We start from the raw sequence: 23,010 nt of genomic DNA on the forward strand, positions 1-23,010 counted from the left end.
GCCCGGCTGTCCCCACGGCAGTGGTCGGCTGCGGATGATGCCCACTCAGGCGAGAGGCCGCCGACGGCTTTCCCGGCCCTCCCGCCCGGTACGGAAGTCCGGAGGTAGACGATGTGCGAAATGCTGAACCGCATCTGGTCACGGCCGCGCGGTGAGTGGATCCCGGTCCTGAGAAAGGAACTTCCGGCGGTCGCCGCCACGGTGGTGGCGGAGCTGGAGCGCGGTACGCCCGCGTTCTCGGCGGTGTCACGGCGCATCGGCACGGAGGCGGCACGGGCCGCCGTGGAACAGGCGCTGCTGCTGACCCTGGGGCTGGCACCCGGTACGGGGCCGGAGCGCATACCGCCGGGGACGGGCCTCCGGCCGCGGCGAAAACCCGCGCAGGTGGTCACCGCCATGCCCGCCACGCGGGCCCGGCAGGCCCTGTTCGCCGCGCTCGCCGACGACCGGCACATACCGGGCGAGGTCCTGGCCGAGCTGGCGGGCCAGGCCGGCTGGCCGCTCCCCCGCCGGGTGCGCGCCGTCGTCCTCGGCAGCCCCAACGAGGCGTTCCCTCCTCACCCGTCACCCCATCCTTCGTCCCGTCCGTCGCCCCACTCGCTCCCGCATCCGCTGCCGCATGCGGTGTCCCACCCGGTGCCGCACCCGGTGTCCCACCCGGCCGCTCAGCCGGCACCGCAGCCGGCACCCCCGTTGACGCCCCCGCTCGCGGCGGCCCTGGGTCACGGCCTGCCCGGCGCCGTCGAGGGAGACCTGTGCCTGCTGGTCCCGGACCCGGGGCTGCCGGGGCACGCGGTGCTGGAGTCGGCGCTGGGCGGCCGGACGGCCGCCGTCGGCCACTCGGTGCCGGTCGCGGAAGCCGCCGCCTCGCTGCGCTGGGCGCGCCGGCTGCTGACCGTCGCCGCGGCCCTGGGCGGTCCGGCGGAACGGGTCGTGTGCGTCGATGACCACCTCTCCGACCTGCTGATGCTTCAGGACGAGTCCTTGGCGCGCGCGCTCTCCGCGCGGTGGCTGCGCCCGCTGGACGACCTGACGCCGCGGCAGAGCGAGCGGCTGGAGGTGACGCTGCTGGCCTGGCTGGAGAGCGGCGGCGCGCCGGAGGCGGCCCGGACGCTGAAGGTGCACCCCCAGACGGTGCGCTACCGGCTCCGGCAGATCGAGAAGCTCTTCGGGCCCGCGATGCGCGAGCCGCACACGCGCTTCGAGCTGGAGCTGGCGCTGCGCGGCCGGCGCCTGCTGGCCCGTACCCGGCAGCTGCGGTCACGGGCACCGGGGACCGCGCGGGCCCTCGGCGCGGCGGTCCATCCGCCGGGACCGGCCGGAAGGGCCCGCGTCAACGGGCTGTGAGGGCACATGGCACGGCGGCCCCCGACCCGGCTGTCGGGGGCCGCCGCCTTCCCGGCGCCGGGTGGCATGAGTGGGGGGAGCACCCGGGGCCGGGGTTCGCGGGACCGGCGTCACAGGAGGCGGACGCGGTCTTCCGTCAGCAGGTGCGGCCGTCGTTGACGCAGGACGCCGCCTTCGCCATCAGGCGGTCGGACATCACGTTGATGAAGTCGCCGTGGTCCGTGACCGGCTTGTGCAACTGCTCGGGGAAGCTGTCGACGGCGAACGGCACGCCCGCCGGCACGTCGTAGGTGATGCGCTGCACCAGTTGCGGGACGGCCCGGAAGCCGCGCGGGCACGAACCGTCCGGGCGGGCGAAGGCGACGTGGGTGCGGTGGTTGGCGCTGTCGGTGTTCCGTCCGTCCCAGCAGTTCTGGAAGGCGAAGGTGCGGACGACGTCGGCGCCCTTCGGGCAGATCGGGTATTTGTCCTTGAGCTGCCGGTTCTCGAAGCCCTCGCAGCTCCATGAGGCATTGGCGTTGGCCACTCCGTTGGTCAGCGCCTTGGCGTCCCCGGTGATGATGCGGAGGAAGCGCGGCATGGCCGTCACCTTCGAGACCGGACTGCCCCTGAATTGCAGGGTGACGGAAGCGGGCCGGAGCACGGTTCCCATGTTCCCGTCGTGTCCGCCGCCCGGGGCGTTCGCGTCCGGTGCCGCTTTTCCGTCCAGGACGCGCAGTACGGGCCAGTAGTGGCTGGACTTGTCCCCGTTGGCGCAGGTCGTTCCCGCGGCCGCGAGACTCGCGTCGGTGGAGAAGGCGTCCGTGGATTTGTTGCCCACATAGTCGTGCATGTGGTGGGCGCCGTTGCGCACCCCCGGGGTGACGATGACGTTGTCGGGGTTGAAGTGCCCGTTCTCGTTGCGACCGCATACGGAGGTGAAGGTGCCGGTGGAGCCGCCGGGCCGGGCGCGCGGTCCGTTTCGCAGCGGGGCGGTCCTGATGTCGGCGAAGTCGGCGCGGGAGGGGCCGCCCGGCATGCCCCGTGCGCCCAGCCGGGGGGCCAGGTCGCGGGAGGAGTCGTCCGCGGCGGCGGTGCTGACCTGTTCGGTCCGGCAGCCGCTGAGTGACGCCGCCGCCACGGTGGCGGGGGCCGGGCCCGCGCCGTCCGCCGTGAGGGAGTCGTTGATCCGGCCTATGGTCTCGGCGCGCTTCGCCTTCAGCTCGTCGAGCACAGTGTCCTCGCCACCCTGATGTGACGTCATCCGCTCGTAAGCCTGGGCCACTTGGGCGTCCAGCTGAGAGAGACCCCTGGAGACCTCGGTCCGCGCCGGTGCCGGTACGTCGCGCAGCCGGTCGCCGACGTCGGGGCACGCGAGGGTCCTCGCCCCGGCGGCGGAGCCACCGCCCGAGCCGCCGCCCGCGTCATGGGAGCCGTGCCCGGCGTCCCGTCCGCCGCCGTGGGAGGCGCCTGCGGAGGCGTGCTGGGCGATCACCGCCGTTCCGCCGCCGCCGAGCAGCAGCGCCGCGGCGGCCACCACCGCCCGGGTCCTCAACTGCGAGCGTTTGTGGGCCTGTCGCATCATGTGGGGTCACTTCTTTTCGTCGTTGCCTGGGTGGGGGAAGTCGACGAGTCCGGTGTTCTCCAGGACCGTGATGTGGTCGAGGACGACCGTGTTGGCGCGGGTCGCCAGCTCCCGGACCAAGGCGTTGGCGGTGCGGTCGCGGACGAGCGCCACCAGCGCGAACACCTTCCCGTGCGCGGTGCGCACAAGGTTGGCGAACAGCCGCTCGAAGGTGCTCCCCCGAGCGGCGTTCAGCTGGTCGAGCCAGCCCCGCTGGTCGGCACCGGGCCGCTCCGGCAGGGTCACGTCCAGGGCCCGGCCCACCTCGACGGAGCGCCGGTCCAGTTCGGTGTGACCGTCGACGAGGTGTTCGCCGGCCATCCGCACCGCGTCCTTGGTGCCGCGCTCCTGGGCGAGCCGCCCCGCGGGCTTCTCCCACAGTCCGGCGAGCCGGACCCTGCGGACGAAGTCCCGGTCCAGCGGCGTCAGCGGCCCGAAGGGCGTCGCCGTGGTCCCCTCGCCGTCGTCGCTCCAGGTGGTACGGGCGGCGGCCGCGGCGGGTCCGGCGCCGCCGAAGAGGTGGACCGGGATCAGCAGCGCCAGGAGCGTCGCCGCCAGGGAGAGGACGACGAGCCCGGTGCCGAGGGCCCGCTGCGAGAACGGGCGCGGCAGACCCGGGGAGCGCGCGTAACGGGGGAAACGAACGGATCGCATGACACCTTCTTCGGTCGCCCTGCCGGAATGCCCCCGGACGCTAGCCCCCGGCACAGCGGGGCGGACGAGCGTTCGCGGCCTCTGACAAACCTCCGGGAAACCTCGGCCGAAGCGGTGCCGCCCCCTGCCGGACGCTGCTACCGTGCGGCGCCACCCGTCCCGGCACCGGTCCGCCCGCCGGAGGCGGAGTCGTGACGGGCGCCGTCCCCCTCAGCCGTCAGGCCCCCTTGACGAACGCGGCGACCTGAGCCAGCAGCGGGCCGTCGACCAGGTAGGCGAGGTGCTCCTCGCAGGGCAGGAAGGTGTTGACGGCGCCGTCGAGCACGGTGCTCGTGAAGGGGTTGATGATCTCGTCGCAGGGCGAGTACCAGGTGCGGTAGGCGACGGGCCCGGGGGTCTCGTCGCCCGCCGTGAGGGTGGTGAGGAACTCCGAGCCGGGGGTCATCTCCTTGCACGACGGGGACACCACGGTGCAGAGGCCGGAGACCTTGGTGCCGTGGTGGGCGCCCGCGAGCGAGGCCACCCGCCCGACGCTCGCCGCCCCGCCCAGTTGCTTGATGTACCACATGGTGACCATGCCGCCCATGGAGTGGTTGACGATGTCGACCTTCTCCGCCCCGGTGTCGCGCTTCACTTTGTCGACGAAGTCGGCCAGGCCCCGCGCGGTCGTACGGTTCGAGACGTTGAAGTCGTAGGAGTACGTGAACAGCCGGGACTTGTCGTACCCGGCCTTCTCGAATGCCGACCGGGCGGGCTCCCAGACGGCGCCGCTGCCGAGGTAGCCGTGGACGAACACGACGGGCTCGCGGGGCGTCGCCGCCCCGGCGGTCGCGGGCCGCCCGGCCTGTCCGGCCAGCAGGAAGCCCGTCACCGCCGCTGTCGCCACCAGCGCTCTCGTGGTCCTTCGCATGTGTGCCTCCGTCGGACGATCGGATGGGAAATCGACTGCGGGGAGCATGCGGCCGTGGACCCGGCCGGCGAATCGGCGAAATCGCCAGGGTGTTCCCGGCGGTAGGTCGCACGCGGGGCCGCCCACTCCCCAAGCGGGTTTACCAACAGGTAACTTGTGGGCAATCCCTGGGCCGGCGCCCCGTCCGGGCGAGGAGGAACAAATGCGCGATCCCACACGCCGGATGCACCTCCGCTGCTCCGTGGCGCTCACCCGGGCCGCGGAGCGCGCCGAGGACCAGCCCACGCACACGGCCCGGCTGGCGTCGGCCGCGCGCCACGCCCGGCGCGCCGGGCTGCCGGGACGGGCCACGGCCCTGGACGCGCTCGCCCTCCTGCGGTCCGCCGAGGCGGCCTGGGCGGCGGGCGACCGGGCGGGGTTCCTCACCGCGGCGCGGCGCCTCGGCGCGCACGGCGGGGTGTCGGGTCCCATCCGGGACTACCACCGCGGTGTCGCGGCGGCGATGGGCGGCGACGGGCCGCTGTCGGCCGTCCTGCTCCGTACGGGCTGCCGGGCCGCGCCCGAGGACGACGCGCGGGCGCTCCTGTACGCCTCCCGCTCCGCGATGGCGCTCGGCAGGCTGCCGCAGGCGCGGGCGCTGGCGACCTCGGCCCTGGCCCGGGCCGGCCGGCACCCCGCCGCCGTGCCGAGGCTCCTCACGCACCTCGCCCTGGTCGAGCTCGTCGCCGACCAGTACGCGCGCGCCGAGTCGCACGCCCTGCGGGGCCTGGACGCCGCGCTCGCCGCCGGCCGTCCCGACCTGGCGGCGCATCTGCGGGGCGTCCTCGCGATGGCCGCGTCGGTCCGCGGGGACGAGAGCGGCTGCCGGTCCCACGCGCGGGCGGCGCTCGCGACGGCGCGGGCCCACGGTCTGATGGTCCCGGCCGTCCTGGCGACCTGGAGCCCGGGGCTGCTCGACCTCGCCCGCAATCTGCCGGTGGAGGCGGTGGAACGGCTGCGGCCGCTCGTCCTCGGCACGTCCTCGGTGCACCATTTCGCCTGGCGGCAGCGTGTGATCCCGTACTTCGTCGAGGCCGTCGCCCTGGCCGCCCCCGCCCTGCCGGCGGCGGGCCGGCAGCGGGCCGTCCGCCAGGCGCGGGCGACGCTGCGCTGTTTCGAGGAGTGGGCGGAGGCGAGTGCCGACCGGCAGGCCCGTGCCACGGCGCTGCGCTGCCGCGCCCTCCTCGCGGCACCGGGCGGCGCGGACCCGGCCTTCGACCGGGCCCTCGCCCTCATGGAGGGCGCGGGCAGCGAGTTCGCACAGGCACGTACCAGCCTGCTGGCCGGCATGTCCCTCCGGCGGCGCCGCCGACCGGGCGACGCCTGCGCCCATCTGCGGGGCGCCATGCTCCGTTTCGAGGCGTGCGGTGCGGACGTATGGGTGGAACGGGCCAGGGACGAGATGCGGGCGGCCGGGCGCGCGGAGCCGGACACCCGGCCGCGCGCGCTGGCCTCGCTCACCCCGCAGCAGCTCAGGGTGGCCCGGCACGTCGCCGAGGGCCGCACCAACAGGGAGGTCGCCGCGCTGCTCACCCTCAGCCACCGGACCGTCGACCACCACCTGCGCAACGTCTTCGCGGCGCTCGGCATCCGCTCCCGCGTCCAGCTGGTGCACGCCCTGGCGCCCGGCGGCGATCCGCCGGGCGCCTGAGGCGGTCAGCCGCAGGCGGCGCCCAGCCGGGCGGCCGTCCGGAAGGCGTCGCCGCGCCGGCCGTTCCGGTAGGGGTGGCTCCAGCCGCCGGGGCGCGTGTCACGGAAGGACGCGAGCGCCTCCGCGGCCTCGTCGAGGGTGTGTTCCTCGCGGCCGAGGAGTTCACGGACGACCACGAGCGCCTTGAGGCAGTGCGGCGAGCGTACGGCGAGCCACTCCTCGACGGCCTCCGTCCCGCCCGCCTCGCGCTCGCCCCGGAGGACGTCCGTGGTGGGGGCGAAGGCCGCGGCCAACTGTGCGTAGACGCCGTCCTCCTCCGGGTGGAAGCCCGGGGCGAGGGCGACGATCAGGCGGGTGAGCAGGCTCTCCGCGTCCACGGCGAACTCCGGATGGTCCTTGGCGAACTCGTCCCAGTCGGCCTCGGTCGCCTGGTGGAGGACGGAGCCGAGGTCGGCGGTCTCGCCCGCTTCCGTCAGCACCCGTTCCAGGAGCGCGTACGGGACGCGGACGTGCTCCGCGAGCAGCACGGCGTCGTAGAGGTCCTTGGCCTCGGGGTGCATGTCGGTGACCAGCCACAGGAGCTTCCACACCAGCGAGAGGCCCGCGCTCGCCGCCGGCATCGCCACACCGGGCAGCACCTCGGTCCGTTCGGGCGGGGCGGGCAGGTCCTCGTTGAAGACGAAGTCGAGCTGGACCGTGCCGGGCGGCACACCGTCCTCGACGGCCGTCCAGGGCAGGACGAGGCGGCGGCCCGGCACCCGGTCGTACGTCCAGATCTCGTCGCTCACCGCGGCAGCCGCGTCGATCCGGACCGGGCTCCCGGCCTCCCGCGAGCGCTCCTCGGCGGCCCGGGCGATCTCTTCCAGCATCGCGTCGGTGCGGGGGTCGCCGAGCTCCCAGGTGGCGGGGACGACGACGAAGTCCAGGTCGCCCGGCTCCCGGGCGGCGTCCCCGAACCACGCCTTGAGCAGCACGCTCCCCCGCAGCACCAGGTGTTCGGCCCATGCGGAGCCCGCGACGGCCGCGAGGGTGAGGCCGAGGGCGCGGCGCCGGGCGGCGTACCAGGCGCCGCCCGTCGCCGGGTCGGCGAACTCGGGCTCGCTCAGCCGCATGCCCATCGCGTGGTGGTTGGCCGCCGGGTCGTACACCGGGTGCTGGACCACCCCTTCGCCGGGGACCGGGAGGAGCGTCCGGGGCAGGTCCCGCCGGGCCCGGGTCTCCTCGTCCGGTGGCAGCCGGGGGACGATCGCCCCGGCGTCCCACGGCCCGTACTGGAAGCGCTCCCACGGTGTCGTCGTCATGCGCCCGTCCCCTCTTCGTCCTCGCCGGTACGGCCGGCGCCGTAGGTCTCGCCGGTACGGCCGGTGCCGTGGTCCTCGTCGATCCAGCCCGCGTCGAGCGTCTCGTCGCTGTCGTGGACGACGAACTCCCGCTCCTCGGACACGAGGGTGTGCCCGCCGGCCCGCACGGCCGCGACCAGGGCGGCCAGCCGGGCCCCGGCCGTACGGCGGCCGACCGTACGGCAGCGCTGGGTGACGAACCGCTCGACGCGGCCGTCCGCGCGCACCCGGCGGGCGTTGCGCGACAGGTGCGCCCGGTGGGCGGCGGTGAGACCGGCCAGGGCCGCGAGGTCCGTGTCCGGGGTGAGCAGCAGTTTGAGGTGGTGCTCGAAGTAGTAGCGCGCCCCGAGGGCCGCCGCCTCGGCGTCGGTCTCCGGCACCCCGGCGGCCCACGGGGCCGCCTCGATCTTCGTCCGTACGACCGCGAACCCGGCGCCCGCCAGCCTCCGGGCCGCGGCGTCCACCGCCTGCCGCACCTCGGGCAGCGGGCCGGAGGCGCGCAGCGTGAGCATCGGCTGGCTGGGGGTGCGGCCCCGGTCCAGCAGGATGTCGGTGAACTTCATGCCGTGGGCCGCCGCGTACCGCTGGAGGGCCCGGTCGTCCTCGGCGGTCGCGGCGGGCCGGACGGTGAGATGGGCCTCGAAGTCACCGGCGAAGGCCGGTGCCGGGGCGGGCGGGGGTGCGGTGGTGCTCGGTATCACCGGCACATGATCGCAGGCCGCCGGGGACGGGTTCGCTTTGTTTCCGCCGGGGCCCGCACGACCCCGGCCGAGGGCGGGGGGCGAGCGGTCGTGGGAAAGGGTGGACGGTAACGGGAAGAAATCGGGGATGGGGAAAGGCCCCGGCTCCCCCTAGAGTGCCCATGTGAAGATCATCGACTTGGAGCCCGGTGACCCCCGGCTCATATCCGACCTGTTCCCCGTTCTCCACCAGCTCCGCCCCCACCTCACCGAGGACCTCCTCCGCGACGTGTACGGGGAGGGCCACGCCCAGGGACTGAGGTTCTCGGCCGCTTACACCGACGACGGCCGCTGCGTCGGCGCGGCCGGCTGGCGCGTCGTCGTCAACACGAGCACGCTGCGCTCGCTGTACGTGGACGACCTGGTGACCGACTCCGGCACGCGCTCGACGGGTGTCGGGCACGGGCTGCTCGCCCATCTGCAGGAGCACGCCCGCGAGGCCGGTGCCCGTGTGTTCGTCCTGGACTCCGGCACCCACCGCACCGACGCCCACCGCTTCTACCTGCGTGAGCGGATGGCCATCTCGGCCTTCCACTTCACCAAGGACCTCGAGCCCGAGAGCTGAGCCGGGCCGCCGGCCGGGCGGGGGCGTCCTTCGCCCGCCCGGCCGCCGTCCGCCGCTGTCGGGACACCGCCGTCAGGACGCGGGCGTCGGGCCCTGCATGTGCTTGCTGATCCACTGGATCAGACCGCCCTGCTCCATGTTCGGTACGTAGGTGTGCGCGTCGTGCTGCCCGCCGGGTATCTCGTGCAGCATCGTGTGCACGGGCCCCTTCCCGTACTGCGTGCGGAACTGCTTGACCTGGCTCATCACGGATGCCGGTTCGGCGGTGCCGACCTGGAACGCGAGGTAGACGTCCGGCTTGCCGACGGCGGCCAGCCGCTTGGCCAGGACCTGGGGGTTGTTGTCCTGCTTCTCCTGCTCGTGACCGGCCCAGAGCGGGGAGTCCGGCACGATGTCGGGGCCCGAGGCGATGGCGGCCTTGAACTTGTCGGGGTGCTTCAGAACGGCCTTCATACCGGCGAAGCCGCCGGAGGAGGAGCCCATGAAGGCCCAGCCGTCACGGGACTTGATCGTGCGGAAGTTGGCCTTGACCAGGTCCGGGACGTCCTCCGTCAGCCAGGTGCCCATCTTCTCGTGACCCGGGATGTCACTGCCGTCGCGGTAGAACTTCTTGTCCGGGTTGAGCGCGGGCATCACCACGATGAAGGGCAGGCTCTTGCCCTCCTCGGCCCACTTGGCGATGCTCGACTGGAGCTTGAGGTCGGTGCCCATCCAGTAGTTCTGCTGGGCCCCCTCGCCGCCGGGGAGCGCGATCAGCACCGGGAAGCCGCTCTTGGCGTACTTCGGATCCTTGTACTCCTTGGGCGCCCACACCCACACCTTGCCGGTGAACCCCGACTTCGCGCCGTGCAGTGTGGTCTTGGCGATCTTGGTGCCGTCGGCCAGCGTGGTCTCGACCCGCAGATCGGCCGTGGGACCGGTCGGCATGAGCGTCCCGGCGTTCGCGGGCCGGGCGGTGGTGTCCTTGCCGTCCTCGAAGCTGATGGGGTCGCCCTTGTCGGAGAAGACGTCGAAGTAGTTCAGGACCGGCCAGGAGGCCACGCCCAGGACCACCGCGGCGATCAGCGCGAGGGACCACTTCCTCGCCCGCGACGTACGGCCGGCGCGGCGCGCCCGGTAGGTCCTGCGGGACGGGTGGGACATGGCGGAACTCCAGGGTGTTGCCGAACGGCGCGGGGCGCGCCGGTCTGAGCGGGACGGTCTGCCTCTAGGGAGAGGAGCGTGCCGCGGGGAGTTCCTTCTGTCATGGAACGCTCATATTTGCTCGGCCGGTGCCGGAGACGCCCGCGCGGGGCCGGGACGGGGCCCGCGCGTGCCCCGCTCGTGCCCCACGCGAACGGGTCCGGTCCGTGCGGAGGCGTCCCCGCACGGACCGGACCCGTCAGCCGGTGACGGTCGCCCGGCCTGTTCCCACGTACCTCGTGCGCGCGCTCAGCTCTTCCTGGATCCCGCGGCGCCGTCGGCCGGCTTGAGCTGCTGCTGCGGGTCGTAGCCCGGGAAGGGGCGGTCGAAGAGCCAGTTGTAGAGCATCTCCCGGCAGACCTGCGGCTGGAACGCCGGCACCTGGTGCCCGGAGTCCGGCACGCTGACCTGCGTCAGCCGCCCGTGGCGGCGGACGAACCCCTTCGGGTTCCCCTGCGCCCGCGTCCAGATCAGCCGGGGAGCGTGCCGCCACTCCGCGTGCTCCTGCGCGCCCTTCCGCCGCATCAGGTCGTCCAGGATCTCCTCGGTGCTCTGGTAACCGCAGGCGGTGTCGAAGTTCCCGGTGTACAGCAGGGTCTTGTAGCCCTTGTCGACGATCTCGGCGTACAGGCCGGAGGCGTCCGCCATGTTGTCCTTGACCAGCGCCTCGGCCACCGGGCCGGCGTTGTCGGCGCACTGCCAGGGCACGTCGGTGGGCACGTGCAGGGCCTGCTTCACGGCCTCGCCGTCCAGGTAGGCGCGCAGCGCCCCCATGGGCAGGTCGTCCCAGCGCCGCACGTCGTAGAGGTCGAAGTTCCCCCCGCAGGCCAGGACCCTGGCCACCAGGTCGTTGCCGAGCCGGGTGGCCCTCTTCATCCTCCGCTCGGCGAGGGCGGCCTGGAAGACGGCGTAGTCCTCGTACAGGGATTCCTTCTGGCCGATGCCGAGGAAACCCGTCGTGTAGGCGTAGTCGATGAGGACGCGGAGCGAGAGCTCGGGCTTGATCCAGCCGTTGCCGACGGAGATCCCCCGGAGGTCGAGGTGCTGCCCCTCGTGCAGGCGGTTCCGCTCGTCGATCTCCAGGGCGATCGCCGGCACGTACTTGCCGGCATAGCTCTCCCCGCAGACGTACAGCGGACAGCGCGCGTACTCCGGGTGCTTGTCGAAGAACTTCTGGAGGGCCTCCCAGAACATCCGGGCGAGGGCCTTCTCGTCCTTGACCAGTTCCCCGGCGTCGGAACAGCTGTATCCGGTGCCGAGGGGCTGGTCCCAGTAGACGACGTGCGCTTCCTGGTTCCAGGTGTTGGAGGTCACCGACACCGTCCCGGCGGCGTCGTCGCCGATGGACAACGGCCCGTTCTCCAGGAACAGGCCCAGCAGCGAGGAGGCACCGGGTCCGCCGTTGAGCCAGATCAGCAGCGGTGTGCCGCTGATCAGCTCCTGCTGGTCCGCGACCGCGACGTGGGGGTTGCAGGTCTGGCTCTCGAAGAACCAGTAGAAGAGGTGGTTCTGCGTCCCCGGGTTCTCCGTGCTGTCGAGGTGCGCGTACCCGGAGTAGGAGCGCACCTTCTTGGTGTCCTTGGTGTGGAAGTCGATGCTCTGGGTGTTGAGGATGTTCGCCGGTATCGAGGTGACGAGGTCGTCGTGGGACATGGTCCACCCATCCGTTTCGGCAGCGGGGTCAGGGGGCGAGCGGGCGGCGGCGCTGGGACCTGGTCAGATAGGAGTGGTTGAACAGCCCCGCCGTCCGTTGCGGATCCTCCAGGATTCCGATGCGCTGTCCCTGGAGGAGCTGCACCGCGGGGAACCGGCCCTTCTCGAACAGCAGGATGTTCAGTGACCCGCCGTACTTGAAGTTCCCGATCTGGTCCCCCTTCTTCACCGGGACGGGCTCCTCGATCGGGCCCCTGAACTTCTTCCGGAAGTTCACGGAGGCGATCGAGTTGAGGCCGACGGGGACCAGTCCGACGTAGCCCTCGCCGTCCAGTTTTCCGGTGGAATCCAGGTACTTGGTCCTGATGACGAGGTATCCCCGGCGGAACTCGTCGAACATCGAGTAGTCGTAGCCGTAGCCGACGTTCCCCTTGTCGAGCAGTCCGGGGAAGTCCCGCATCCCGTAGTACGCGCCGGGGAGGTTCTCGCACGCCTCCACGACCTCGCCCGTGACCGGGGCGTGGTACCAGTGGTAGCTGTCGGGCATCAGGATGCACGACACCGCCGTACCGCCGATGAACCTCTCGGCGTAGCTGGAATTGCCGAGCAGCTGGGCGACGTTCATCGTCACCGTCTTGACCGGGATGGGTGTGTCCTCGGCCAGATCGTCGACGATCATGTTGATGACGCAGTCGGCGGGGGCCACCACCACACTGTCGTCGCCCTCGGCGTCGACCCGCCTGGGTTCCTTGAGCTGCCGGACGAAGAAGTCGTTGAAGGTCTCCCAGTCCTCCTTCTTGTACTCGGCCATGCGCTTCTCACCGAGCTCCTTGACCCACTTCTCGATGAGCTTCTTCGCCCGCGGCCCCTTCTCGTCCATCTGCTTGCCCTGCAGATTCGTGAAGTCGGCCGTCATCTTGTATCCGGGACCGGAGGTCACGAACACCATGCCGTAGTTGTTCTCGTAGTTGATCCAGCTGAACTTCTCGATGTAGTCCAGACCGTCATTGACACCCGACCGCCACTTGTACCACTCCTCGAAGAAGTCGCACAGGAACCGGATGTCCTTGTTCTTCCAGTCGCAGCGCACTTCCTCCGGGGTGTCGTCCGGGTACGGGACCACGTTCGCGACCGCCGCGTCGTACATGGTCCGGAAGCCCTCGTGGTCGGTTTCGTACCACATGGTGATCTTCTTGAGGAACTCGCCGAGGTCCTTGGAAAAGGGTTCGCCGTTCCGCGTCATTCTTCCGTCTCCTCCTGTAGGGGGACACCGCTCCGTCACCGCTCGGCCGGGCGCGGTGGCGCGACGCGGGACGAGGAAGTCGTCGTGGGTGCGCCGGGGTTGAATTCCGGCCGTGCGGTGAGTGAGTGAATGGGACCGTCATATGTTCCGGCGTCGTTTCCGAACCGGCGCACGGCGGAGCGGAGCCCTGCCTGTGGCGGGCCCGCTCCGTGCGCCGCAGCCCAATCTGTCGCGCTCCGGGGTCGGGCGCGAGCACGCGAAATGGCCACCGGACCGCATGCACACCAGAAAAATCAAGAGCCTCTCTGACACTCATCTGCCCCATGACAGCGACGTCTTCCGGCCGGGCGCCGACCATGGGCGCGCCGGCTCGGCCGCACTCCCCCACCGGACCGGGCGCCGGCCGCGTCAGCCCTGGTCGGGCCCGGTGCCGAGAGGCCGAGAGGGCGGGCGTACGCTCCGATCATGGACGGGCGTAGCGCACTGAAGCGCCGTATTCGAATCTGGCTGGTCGTCTTCATCGTCGGCCTCGTACTGAGCGGGCTGACGGCGTTTCCGCTGGTCACCGAAGTGCGGTGGATGGAGGAGGTGCTGGGATCCGACGCCTCCCCGGTCCCCGAGCACCTGCCGGGGCTGATGGACTGGGTGGTCAGGGTCCGGGAGGGCCTGGACGCGACCGACGCGAAGTATCCGTTCGTGCTGTACGGCACGGACTGGCTGGCCTTCGCGCATCTGGTCATCGCGGTCGCGTTCTACGGCCCGTACCGGGACCCCGTGCGCAACATCTGGGTCATCGAGTTCGGCGTGATCGCATGCGCCGGAATCGTTCCGCTGGCTCTGATCTGCGGCTCGATCCGGGGAATTCCGTTCTACTGGCAGCTGGTCGACATGTCGTTCGGTGTCTTCGGGGTCATACCCCTGCTGATCCTCCGCCGTCTGATCAAGCGGCTGGAGACGTACGAACTCGCGGCGTGACGGAGCGCCAAGGAGGCCGCGCGGGTGATCCCGCGCGGCCTTCCGTGCGTCCGGGGCCGTTCAGGCGGCGAGGGCGGCCGGCGCGCCGAGGTGCCGGGCGGCGGTCCGCCAGGCGAGAGTCACCGACCGGTGCGCCTGGTCGGTGGCCGCGCCCCTGTCCCCCGTCAGCGTCACCGGCGCGCCCACGTGGACGTGCAGGTTCGGCCGGCGCAGCGGGGCGGTGGCCACTCCGGCGAGCTGTTTGGTCCAGTGTCCGGAGGCGATCCGGCGGGCGCCGGCCTGGCCGAGGGGGACGACGGGGGCGCCGGTGCGCCGGGCGAGCAGGGAGATTCCGCCGCGGAAGGCGGCGGGCGCGGCCTCACCGGAGTCCGCGCGCGGCGGAATGCCGCCCTCCGCGTAGATGAGGACGCTCCGGCCCGCCGCGAGGGCGGCCTCGGCCCCGCCCAGGGCGGCCACCGCCTGCGGCCCGCCACGGTGCACGGGCACGAACCCTTCCCGCGTCAGGGCCCGCCCGAGCCCCGGTATCCGCCACAGCCCCGCGGCCGCCAGGACGACCGGTTCGACGCCGAGCCGGTGCAGGGCCGCGAGCACGACCGCGGGGTCCGCGAGCGAGCTGTGGTTCGCGGCGATGATGCTGCCGGGGGTGAGGTCGGCGCCGGGGTCGGTGGTGACGGTCAGCCGGGCGAAGGCGGGGAGGAGGGTTCGGGCGAGGCGGCTGAGCATGTACGGGTCCTCCGGTACGGGTTCGGTGGGCTTCATCGTCGCACCGGGGGGCGGGGGTGGGGGCCTGTTCCTGTGCCCCGGCCCTTCCCGCTGCATCCGATGTGCGGCTCCGCCACGTGGCGGGGGCTTCGCCCCCGGGCCCCCTTTTCCGCGCTGACGCGCGGTGTCCTCAAGCGCCGGGCGGGCTGAGATCAGCCCGTCCTGCGTTTGAGGACATCCGGGAAGGGGCGGGCTGGGGAAAGCCCGCCGCAGGCGCACCCCCGGCCACACGACCGGCCGCATCCGGCGCCCCCGGTGCGTGCGGGATGCCGTACGGGCTACAGCGCGCGGCGCATGCAGACGCGGGGCCAGCGGTCCAGGCCGTGGGACGCCTCCGCCTCGCGGATCTCACGGAGGCCCGGGGTGAGCTCGGCGTCCGGGACGGGGTGGAAGCCGCACCGCTCGTAGTACGGGCCGTTCCACGCCACCTCGGTGAAGGTGGTCAGCGTGAGCGCCGGGGCGCCCCGCTCCTTGGCCCAGCCGCCGACGTGTTCGATGAGGCCCGCGCCGATGCGTCGGCGGCCGTGCGCGGGGTCCACCGAGATCTGCTCGATGTGCGCGCAGCCGTCGACGAGGTCGACGACGACGTAGCCGACGGGAACGTCCCGGTCGTCCGTGTGGACCCAGGCGCGATCGGCGTCGATGTACTGCCGGAGCACCTCCGGGGACGGCGGCTCGTCCTCGGCCACCGCTGTCATGTCGATGTCGGCGAACAGTCTTCCGGCGGCCCGCTCGATGTCCCGCAGACGCGGGATCTCTTCTCTTCTGGCTTGACGGATCACGGTGTGCATCGTCATCCCGGCACGGCCGGTGGTGCAAGCCCGGCGGCACCGAGCCGTCCCCGCACACCGGGAGGGGGCGGAATCCGTGACACCGGTCTCCGGCCATGCCGGGGCGCGGGCGGCGGGGGAGGGCGCGGGACTCGGTCATTTCCTCACGTGACGAGATTCCCCGGGCGCGGGCGACCTGGGAGGACGACGGCACATCGGGGCGCCGTGGCGGCACGCGGCCGAAAATCGCTTAACGTGCCGCCGGGAGCGGCCCGATACTCCGACGCACCGGCCGGCCCCGTGCCGGCCCGGGCACATGTGCGCGCCCGGCGGTTCCGACAGGGGGAGTGAGGGCATTGCCCGGAGGCTTCGGACGCCGGCTGCGCCGGTGCGCGGTCCCTGTGGCCGTGACCACTGCCGCCCTGACCTTGACCGTGCCTTCGTCGTCGGAGGCGTCGGCGTCGGCGGCCGAGCCGGTGCCGTGCCGGGCGCGTCCGGGCGAGACGCATGTGGACTGGACCGGGCGGCTCTTCACCGGAGACTTCTGGTGCGAGGTGGAGCCCGGGTGGGTACGCGTCCAGTCGCGCTCGACCAGCTCGGTGATCGGGCGCATGGAGTTCTCCCCGACCTGGATCGTGTGCTGGAAGCAAGGCAGCGACTACCTCGGTGACAACCGCTGGTACTACACGCAGGGCGACCGGGTGCTGGCGAGCCCCGGGTCGAAGGCGTGGGGCTATCTGCCCGCGGTCGCCGTCAAGGCGCCGAAGCACCCGGTCGCGGGCATGACCGAGTGCCCTTGGACCGACGGCTCTTCGCTCCCGGCACCTTCCTGACCTGCGCTCCGCCCCCCCCCGGTGGGCAGCGCGCCCGCACCCCGTGCACGATTCCCGTGAGGAGCTTCGCTTGAGACGGCACTCGTCGACCGCCCGGGCACTCCGGGGCGGGGTGGGCACGGCTGTGGCCGGTGCGCTGGTGTCCGGGTCGGCGCTGCTCGGCCCCGCGCCACCGGCGGCGGCAGCGGGAACGTGCGGGATCCGCGAGGGGATCGTCCTGCGGGACGCCATCGGCAATGTCTTCAACAAGGCGCTGTACTGCGAAAACGAGCCGTCGGACGTCTACGGCAAGGCGGACTTCGGCGCCGTGATCACCGGCTGGCTCAAGCTGTCCCCGTCATGGTTCACCTGCTACACCTTCGGTCCGAAGGACACCAAGGGGAACAGCGTCTGGTACTACGTGCAGGGAGATCAGGTCGGTGACCTGCCCAAGGTCAAAGGGTGGGGGACGGTGCCGGGGGAGGTGGTGCGAGTGCCGGCGCATCCGCCTCCGGGGTTGCCCAATTGCCCGTGGGTGTAGGGAGGGGCGGGCGCCGCGCCGGACGGGCCGCGCCGTCGCCCGGCACGAGGAGAAGGCCGCTCCCGGCACGGCGAAAGCCGGCCCGGGTACAGGGAAAACCCTCGGCATGCGGACAGCCGACATCGGAAGGGAAGACCCATGACAGCGACACCCCCGCCAAGACCGCCCCGCCGCCGCACCGCGGCAGCGACCCTGGCGGCCACCGCCCTGATCGCCGCCGTCACCGTCACGGCCACCACCCCCGCAACGGCCCACGCCGTCCCCACCGCCACGACCGTCACCGAGTGGCGCCTGTGCATGTTCCTGGGCGGCCACCCCTCGTTACGGAAGGGCGGCGCCGGCGAGGCCGTGCGGCATCTCCAGTGCATCCTCAACGAGGTGTACCGCTTCCAGAACGTCACGGTGAACGGCGTGTTCGAAGAGGTCACCGAGGCGTCCGTGAAGACGCTCCAGAGGCAGTTCGGCCTCGCCGGCACCGGTGTCGTCGACGCCGCCACATGGACCGCCCTGCACCCGTGAATCCTCTCCCGTCGAGCAGGGGGCCTGTCATGCCGTCACCGTCGCTCTCCTCGTCGCGGCCCGGCGTCCGGTCGCGCGCGCTCGTCGTGCTCCTGGCCGCCATGGCGCTGCTCGTTCTCGGGCCGGGGTACCGCGCTCCGGCGCGGGCCGCCCCGCAGCAGGAGGTCAATATCCTGGCCGCGCACAGCGGGAAGTGCCTGGAGGTCGCCTCCGCGGCGGTGGGCGAGCCGGTGCGGCAGCAGCGTTGCGTCGGCAGCCCCCGGGCCCTCTGGTATCTACGGGCCTCCGAGGCCGGCGGCGGAACCGTCAACATCGTCAACGCCTACAGCGGTAAGTGCCTGGAGGTGGAGAACTCCAGCCCGGCGAACGGCGCCGCGGTCCGGCAGGGCGACTGTACGGGCAGGCCGGGGGCCGACTTCGCCCTGGTGGACGCCGGGGACAACGCCTGGCTCCAGCCGTCGACCGCTTCCCCGCGCAAATGCGTCGAGGTCACCGGCTCCGCCCTGGAGGACGGGGTACCGCTGCGGCAGTGGGACTGCGCGCGGCAGCCCGGCGCCGAGTTCGTCCAGCGGTCCGACCCGGTGCGGGAGACGACGCTCGTCAACGTCAACAGCGGCAAGTGCCTGGGGATCGAGGGGCACGGCCCGGCCGACGGCGCGAAGGTCGTCCAACTGACTTGCTCCGGCGCCGCCCTGGACCAGAAGTGGCAGGTGGGAGCCACCGCGAGCGGAGCCGTGACGCTGACCAACGTGTCCACGGGGAAGTGTCTGTCCATCGAGGGCGCCAGCACCGAGAACGGGGCCCTCGGCGTCCAGACGACCTGTGCCGGCACCCCCGAACAGGGCTGGCTGGCACGGCCGCAGGGCACCGGGTTCCACGCCCTCGTCAATGTGAACAGCGCGAAGTTCCTCGGCATCAAGTCCGTGAGCTCGGAGGAGGGCGCGGAGACGGATCAGTGGACCGACTCCGGTACCAGGGACCAGCTGTGGCAGATGGTTCCCTCAGCGGTCCGAGTGGTGAAGGAAATGATGTGATTCTGCTCTGACGAGTGGGAAGGAAGCGGCATGACGGGAACGCAGGTAATTAACTTGCCTCCCGGGTGCGCCGCTCCCTTACGAGTACCTGAGTTGCGAACAGGCATTCGGCGACGGGGGCAGTCCGCTTGGCGGCAACGGCCCATATACTTCGTCCTGGTGGCTCGATGGCCGGGCCGACCGCCCCGACGCTCTCCTGCGCCATCGGCCGCCGGGCGGCTCGCACCTCCCTATCATCGTCACAGAGAGCAGGAATCGCTGTGCTGATATTCTCCGTATTGGGCGCACTGGAAATAAATGTCCCGGGGAAGAAGATCGAGATTTCCGGGGAACTCCAGCGGACACTCCTCCAGACCTTGCTCGTCGGTGAGGGGGAAAGCGTGTCCAGCGAGGCGCTGATGCGGCGGATGTGGGGCGAGTCGATGTGGGACGTCCAGCCCAACACCCTGTACGCCCACATCAGCAGGCTCCGGCGCAGGCTCAGGGCGCTGGAGCCGGAGCGCACGGAGCCGCGGCTGACCGTCCATCCGTCCGGCTACCGGCTGGCGCTCGGCGAAGGGGAGCTCGACGCCGCCGAATTCGTCAAGAAGATCCATGGCGTCGAGGCGGGGGAAAGGAATTCCCCGAGGGATTCGGTGCGGCTGTTACGGGAAGCGCTCGCCATGTGGCGCGGCCCGGCGTTCGGCGATGCCGCGAAGACCCCGGCCTGCAGAAGGGCAGCCGCACGTTACGAGGCGTACCGGCTACGCGCCCTGGAGCTCCTTTTCGCCGCCGAACTGGAGAATGGCAACCACGCCATGGTGCTGGCCGAGTTGCACGAGACGCATCTGGCGCATCCTTTGCACGAGCGCTATTGCGAACTACTGATGATCGCCTTCTATCGCTCCGGCCGACAGGCCGATGCCCTGGAGACCTACCGGCGGATGTGGCGCCATCTCGCGGACGAATTGGGCGTTCAGCCCTCGCCGCGGCTCCAGCGCGCGGAACAGGCGATACTCGCGCACGACCCGTCCCTGGACCGCCCGGGCGCACCGCCGGCCTCCTCGGCTCCGCCGGCGCCCTGGGCGAGATGCCCGGTGCTCTCGTGAAGTGAGCTGACGCAACGGGCGGTCGGGGCGGGCCGGGGCGCTCCGGATGCCATGGGCGGTGCCCCGCCCGGGTCCCCCTCCTCGTCCGGCTCCGGTCAGGACCGGTCCTTCGGAGTGAGGACGAGCTGGGTCTGGGTGGTCTGCCCCACGAGCCGGCTCTCGTCGTCCCGCAAGTCGGTCTGCACCACCACGACGGTCCCGCCGACGTGCAGCGGCCGGGCGGTGGCGTGCACGCCACCCGAGCGGACCGCCCGGAGGAAGTTGGTCTTGGACTCCACCGTCGACGTGCCCGCTCCCGCCGGCAGGTTGAGGTAGGCGCACACGGCTCCGACCGCGTCGGCCAAGGTCATCAGGGCCCCACCGTGCAGGACGCCTCCGACGGTGCACAGCTCGGCGGACCAGGCGAGACTGCCGCGCGTGGCCTCCGGTGTCGCCTCGTCGAGGGTCACCCCCAGATGCGACGCGAGCGGCATGGCGGCCAGGAGGTCGGCGAGGCCGGGCGCGGGCGTGGCACCGGACGCGGCACCGGAAACAGCACCGGACACGGCATCGGACACGGAATCGGGCATGAGGGGACGCCTTTCGGGACGAGGACGCTGCCGGACGTCAGTCTGTCGGCGCCCGGCGGCGACCACCAGGGCTCCGCCACGGCTGTGGCGGGAGCACCTCGACGAAGTCCTGAACGCGTCCCTCGTCCCCGCCGCCTGCCAGGGGAGCCGTCACGTGCGGCCGGCGCCCTCCCTCAGGAGCAGCTGCTGCTGCCGCAGCTGGAGCACGAACTGCCGGAGGAGCAGCCGCTGTAGCCGCTCGAACAGCTTGCGGAGCTCCCCGTGTCACCGGAGCCGCTCGTGTCACCGGAGCCTCCGGTGTCGCAAGAGGCACCCACGACGATCGCCGAGGACGACCCCGAGGACGACCCCGAGGAGGACGCGGTGGTACCGGAAGCCCCGGAAGCCCCGGAGACAGCGGAGGAGGACGCGTACGACCGCGTGGACGACGAGGCTGCCGGACGTCGGCGGACCGTGGTGGAACGGGTCCGGGGCGGCGCACTCACCGGCTGCCCGAACCGTGCGCGCAGCTCGTCGTCCGCCAGGGCTCCCGGCCCCAGCACCGCGACCACCCCCGCGAGGCCCTCCGGGTGGAGTTCGGGGGTCCGGACGCTCCACGGCCCCCGGTACCTGAGGTGCCGTGCGACGTTCTCGCCGTGATCGGTGCGGGGAATCGCCCACTTGGGCGGCTTGCACCGGCCTGCCACGACGGCCGCGCCGAGGACGGCCGGCGCGAGCAAAACGAACGGCAGCGGGTAGGAGTCGGGGCGGAACAGCAGCACCGCGGTGACGACCGCCGCGACGGCCAGCCCCGCCCTCTGGACCAGCGCGGCCCGCGGCCACCCGCGCCGGGTCGCCGGTGTCATGAGGAACCCCTGCTCCACCAGCGAGCGCTCGATCTCCTCCAGAGCCGGATCCTTGCGCATCTCCCGGCGCAGGTTGCGCAGGGAATTGCTCCAGTCGGTGCTGCACCGCTTCAGCAGCGCGCGCTCCATCGCGTGGTGGGAGGCGGGGTGGACCACGGTGACCCGGCCCTTCCGCAGCGTGATGCGCCGGTCCTCGTACATCCGGAGGACGACCGTGTCCACGACCTGTGGTGCGCCACCGAGCAGATAGGCCACGCCCAGCAGGTCCGGGCGGCTGCCCGCGACGTCCGTGCCCAGCGGCCCGCGCGCGCTCCGCCGCAGCCGCAGCAACCACGCGGACGGGAGCAGCAGGCACAGCAGGGCGACGACGACAGCGATGACGATCATCAGTCAGTTGCCTTTCCGCGGGCGCTCGGCGCGCCTGGCACGAAGGGCCGCGGCGAGGCGGCGGTGGAGCGGCGGCCGCCCCGTGGAACGGGAAGGGGAGGTACGGGCGGTACGGCGGGCCACCCAGTCGGCCAGCCGCCGGTGCCGCTCCGGATCCGCTTCCAGGGCGCCCGTGCGCAGGAGTTCACGGGCGAAGCCGAGCGCGTCCCGGTGATGGCCGCCGGCCATCTGCCGCCCCCGGGCGTAGCCGAGGAACAGCTCGTGGAAGCGGGATCCCAGGGCGTCGCGCAACTCGGGCGCCACCTTGGCGATGACGTGCGCGCGCTTGTCGAGCAGGGCCCGGCGCTGGGCCTCCAGCCGCCCCGGATCGAAACCGTCCGGCGCGGGGCCGCCCGCGACGAGGGTGGAGAGCAGGGCGAGCTGGGCGCGCGCGAGCCGCTTCCGGGCCGCGTCCAGCTCTCCGGCCTCTCCGGTCTCCGCCGCCGCCTCCGTACTCTCCGGGGCCTTCGCGTTCCCCACGGCCTCCTCGGCGCCCGGTCCGGGGCCGCCCGGCGCCTCCCTCACGTCAGACACGGGCACGCGCCCGCCCGGTCACGGCGCGTACGGCGGTCAGCTCGGCCGCCAGTCCCTCGGCCTCCGGGAAGTCGTCGTCCCGTTCCAGCAGGACGCCGGGCGGTGCGACGCGGTCGTACAGCTCGGCCAGGACGTCCAGGACGGGCCGGGTCACCGGGTGGGCGTGGCTGTCGTACCACAGGCCGTCCCGTTCGAAGCCGCCCGCCACATGCACGTAGGCGAGGGCCTCCAGGGGAAGTTCGTCCAGCACGGTCGCCGGGTCCTCGCCGCGGTTGACGTGGTTGGTGTGGAGGTTGGCGACGTCGACGAGCAGCCGCACCCCTGTCCGCTCGACCAGCTCGGTGAGGAACCGCCCTTCGGTGAGCTCCTCGCCGGGCCAGGTCATGAGCGCCGCGATGTTCTCCAGCGCGAGCGGTACGGGCAGCGCGGCCTGTGCCAGGCGGACGTTGGCGCAGAGGACGTCCAGCGCATCCCGGGTGCGGGGCACCGGCAGCAGGTGCCCGGCCTCGATCCGCGCCGACCCGGTGCGCGGCCCTCCTGCCCGTACGAACGCTATGTGCTCGCTGACGAGCGGGGCGTCGAGCGCCTCCGCCAGTTCCGCGAGCGCGACGAGCCGACCCAGGTCGGGACGGTCCGCGCCCCCGAGGCCGAGCGAGACGCCGTGCGGGACGACGGTCGTACCCCGCTCGCGCAGCCGCCGGAGGGCCTCGGGCGGGTCGTCGGCGCGGATGTTCTCCGCGACGACCTCGACCCAGTCCACGCCGGGCAGGCGGGCGATGTCCTCGGCGATCTGCGGTCGCCAGCCGATACCCGTCCCCAATGGCACACTCATGACCAACCCCCCGTACCCCATGTATTACCTCACCAATGTGAAGGTAATTCCCTCCGGGCACCCTATAAAGAGATGGGCGGTGAGGCCATGCCGAGGGTTTTCCCGAGCCAGCCTTTCCCCGGAGCCGTCCCGAGGTCGGTCCGAGGGCCTCCCGGCGCCGAAGCGGGAGCCGGAGCCCGGCAGCGGGAACGACCGGCGGGCGGCGGGGCCCCGGGCCGCCCCCCCCCCCCCCCCCCCCCCCCCCCCCCCCCCCCCCCCCCGGCGGGGGGGGGGGGGCGGGGGCGGGCGCCGCCGCCCCCCCCCTCAGCCCCCACCCGGGCCCCCCCCCCCCCCCGGCCGCCCCGGCCGGCGCCGGGGGGGGGGGGGGGGGGGGGGT

The 23,010-nt window shown here is 72.5% G+C and carries 21 protein-coding genes and 1 pseudogene; 9 read left to right on the forward strand and 13 right to left on the reverse strand.

What is annotated here, in order from left to right; genetic code table 11:
* The first annotated feature begins 120 nt into the window (after positions 1-120).
* Entirely contained in the window at positions 121-1,347 is a 1,227-nt protein-coding gene (locus AF335_RS21550; RefSeq protein ID WP_228773175.1) for a PucR family transcriptional regulator, read from the forward strand.
* A 136-nt stretch (positions 1,348-1,483) separates the two neighbouring features.
* Here AF335_RS21550 and AF335_RS21555 read toward each other — a convergent pair whose 3' ends face one another.
* The 3 genes from AF335_RS21555 to AF335_RS21565 form a co-directional block, all read right to left on the reverse strand.
* Positions 1,484-2,911 carry a DUF1996 domain-containing protein gene (locus AF335_RS21555; RefSeq protein WP_102920057.1) on the reverse strand — a complete coding sequence of 476 codons (1,428 nt, stop codon included), beginning with the start codon at positions 2,909-2,911 and terminating at the stop codon, positions 1,484-1,486.
* A gap of 6 nt (positions 2,912-2,917) precedes the next feature.
* Positions 2,918-3,604, reverse strand: coding sequence for a DUF4142 domain-containing protein (locus AF335_RS21560; RefSeq protein ID WP_102920058.1), 687 nt, complete (start codon positions 3,602-3,604; stop codon positions 2,918-2,920).
* Positions 3,605-3,821: 217 nt separating this feature from the next.
* Positions 3,822-4,514: an esterase/lipase family protein gene (locus AF335_RS21565; RefSeq protein WP_102920059.1), complete on the reverse strand. Its 693-nt coding sequence runs from the start codon at positions 4,512-4,514 to the stop codon at positions 3,822-3,824.
* A 202-nt stretch (positions 4,515-4,716) separates the two neighbouring features.
* Here AF335_RS21565 and AF335_RS21570 point away from each other — a divergent pair, with 202 nt between their 5' ends.
* The gene (locus AF335_RS21570; RefSeq protein WP_170127773.1) at positions 4,717-6,204 is read left to right on the forward strand and encodes a helix-turn-helix domain-containing protein; all 1,488 of its coding nucleotides are present in this window, start codon (positions 4,717-4,719) and stop codon (positions 6,202-6,204) included.
* A gap of 5 nt (positions 6,205-6,209) precedes the next feature.
* Here AF335_RS21570 and AF335_RS21575 read toward each other — a convergent pair whose 3' ends face one another.
* Entirely contained in the window at positions 6,210-7,505 is a 1,296-nt protein-coding gene (locus AF335_RS21575) for a nucleotidyl transferase AbiEii/AbiGii toxin family protein (RefSeq protein WP_102920061.1), read from the reverse strand.
* A complete protein-coding gene (locus tag AF335_RS21580; RefSeq protein WP_146045599.1) occupies positions 7,502-8,245 on the reverse strand; it encodes a hypothetical protein in 744 nt (247 codons plus the stop codon). Before AF335_RS21580 ends, AF335_RS21575 begins: the two co-directional genes overlap by 4 nt.
* A 163-nt stretch (positions 8,246-8,408) precedes the next feature.
* Here AF335_RS21580 and AF335_RS21585 point away from each other — a divergent pair, with 163 nt between their 5' ends.
* Complete coding sequence (locus AF335_RS21585) at positions 8,409-8,849, forward strand: GNAT family N-acetyltransferase (RefSeq protein ID WP_102920062.1); 441 nt, start codon at positions 8,409-8,411, stop codon at positions 8,847-8,849.
* Positions 8,850-8,921: 72 nt separating this feature from the next.
* Here AF335_RS21585 and AF335_RS21590 read toward each other — a convergent pair whose 3' ends face one another.
* From AF335_RS21590 to AF335_RS21600, 3 genes are all read right to left on the reverse strand, one after another.
* A complete protein-coding gene (locus AF335_RS21590; RefSeq protein WP_102920063.1) occupies positions 8,922-9,992 on the reverse strand; it encodes an alpha/beta hydrolase in 1,071 nt (356 codons plus the stop codon).
* Between the two features lie 288 nt (positions 9,993-10,280).
* Positions 10,281-11,684 (reverse strand): S10 family serine carboxypeptidase-like protein, encoded by a 1,404-nt coding sequence (locus AF335_RS21595; RefSeq protein ID WP_102920064.1) that lies wholly within the window; start codon positions 11,682-11,684, stop codon positions 10,281-10,283.
* A 28-nt stretch (positions 11,685-11,712) separates the two neighbouring features.
* Positions 11,713-12,927: a phosphatidylserine decarboxylase gene (locus tag AF335_RS21600; protein ID WP_228773176.1), complete on the reverse strand. Its 1,215-nt coding sequence runs from the start codon at positions 12,925-12,927 to the stop codon at positions 11,713-11,715.
* 465 nt (positions 12,928-13,392) lie between these two features.
* On the opposite strand from AF335_RS21600, the gene AF335_RS21605 reads away from it, so the two are divergent.
* Positions 13,393-13,902 (forward strand): hypothetical protein, encoded by a 510-nt coding sequence (locus AF335_RS21605; protein WP_102920065.1) that lies wholly within the window; start codon positions 13,393-13,395, stop codon positions 13,900-13,902.
* A gap of 60 nt (positions 13,903-13,962) precedes the next feature.
* On the opposite strand, the gene AF335_RS21610 is transcribed toward AF335_RS21605, so the two are convergent.
* A complete protein-coding gene (locus AF335_RS21610; RefSeq protein WP_102920131.1) occupies positions 13,963-14,625 on the reverse strand; it encodes a lysophospholipid acyltransferase family protein in 663 nt (220 codons plus the stop codon).
* 317 nt (positions 14,626-14,942) lie between these two features.
* Positions 14,943-15,455 (reverse strand): GNAT family N-acetyltransferase, encoded by a 513-nt coding sequence (locus AF335_RS21615; RefSeq protein WP_102920066.1) that lies wholly within the window; start codon positions 15,453-15,455, stop codon positions 14,943-14,945.
* 386 nt (positions 15,456-15,841) lie between these two features.
* On the opposite strand from AF335_RS21615, the gene AF335_RS21620 reads away from it, so the two are divergent.
* The 5 genes from AF335_RS21620 (at position 15,842) to AF335_RS21640 (ending at position 19,428) form a co-directional block, all read left to right on the forward strand.
* The gene (locus tag AF335_RS21620) at positions 15,842-16,267 is read left to right on the forward strand and encodes a hypothetical protein (RefSeq protein WP_146045600.1); all 426 of its coding nucleotides are present in this window, start codon (positions 15,842-15,844) and stop codon (positions 16,265-16,267) included.
* A gap of 70 nt (positions 16,268-16,337) precedes the next feature.
* Positions 16,338-16,787: a hypothetical protein gene (locus tag AF335_RS21625; RefSeq protein ID WP_146045601.1), complete on the forward strand. Its 450-nt coding sequence runs from the start codon at positions 16,338-16,340 to the stop codon at positions 16,785-16,787.
* A 138-nt stretch (positions 16,788-16,925) separates the two neighbouring features.
* Positions 16,926-17,306 carry a peptidoglycan-binding domain-containing protein gene (locus tag AF335_RS21630; protein WP_102920069.1) on the forward strand — a complete coding sequence of 127 codons (381 nt, stop codon included), beginning with the start codon at positions 16,926-16,928 and terminating at the stop codon, positions 17,304-17,306.
* 29 nt (positions 17,307-17,335) lie between these two features.
* A complete protein-coding gene (locus AF335_RS21635) occupies positions 17,336-18,340 on the forward strand; it encodes an RICIN domain-containing protein (protein ID WP_170127774.1) in 1,005 nt (334 codons plus the stop codon).
* Positions 18,341-18,600: 260 nt separating this feature from the next.
* Positions 18,601-19,428, forward strand: coding sequence for an AfsR/SARP family transcriptional regulator (locus AF335_RS21640; protein ID WP_102920071.1), 828 nt, complete (start codon positions 18,601-18,603; stop codon positions 19,426-19,428).
* 95 nt (positions 19,429-19,523) lie between these two features.
* Here the strand turns inward: AF335_RS21640 and AF335_RS21645 are convergent, their stop codons facing one another.
* From AF335_RS21645 to AF335_RS21655, 3 genes and pseudogenes are all read right to left on the reverse strand, one after another.
* The gene (locus AF335_RS21645; protein WP_311775586.1) at positions 19,524-19,901 is read right to left on the reverse strand and encodes a PaaI family thioesterase; all 378 of its coding nucleotides are present in this window, start codon (positions 19,899-19,901) and stop codon (positions 19,524-19,526) included.
* Positions 19,902-20,170: 269 nt separating this feature from the next.
* The gene (locus AF335_RS21650) at positions 20,171-21,229 is read right to left on the reverse strand and encodes a TIGR04222 domain-containing membrane protein (RefSeq protein ID WP_102920073.1); all 1,059 of its coding nucleotides are present in this window, start codon (positions 21,227-21,229) and stop codon (positions 20,171-20,173) included.
* A 3-nt stretch (positions 21,230-21,232) separates the two neighbouring features.
* Positions 21,233-22,634: pseudogene (locus AF335_RS21655) on the reverse strand (MbnB/TglH/ChrH family RiPP precursor modification enzyme).
* Between the last annotated feature and the right edge of the window lie 376 nt (positions 22,635-23,010).

It is taken from the genome of Streptomyces eurocidicus, assembly GCF_002891295.1.
In the GTDB taxonomy this organism is placed as follows: Bacteria; Actinomycetota; Actinomycetes; order Streptomycetales; family Streptomycetaceae; genus Streptomyces; species Streptomyces eurocidicus.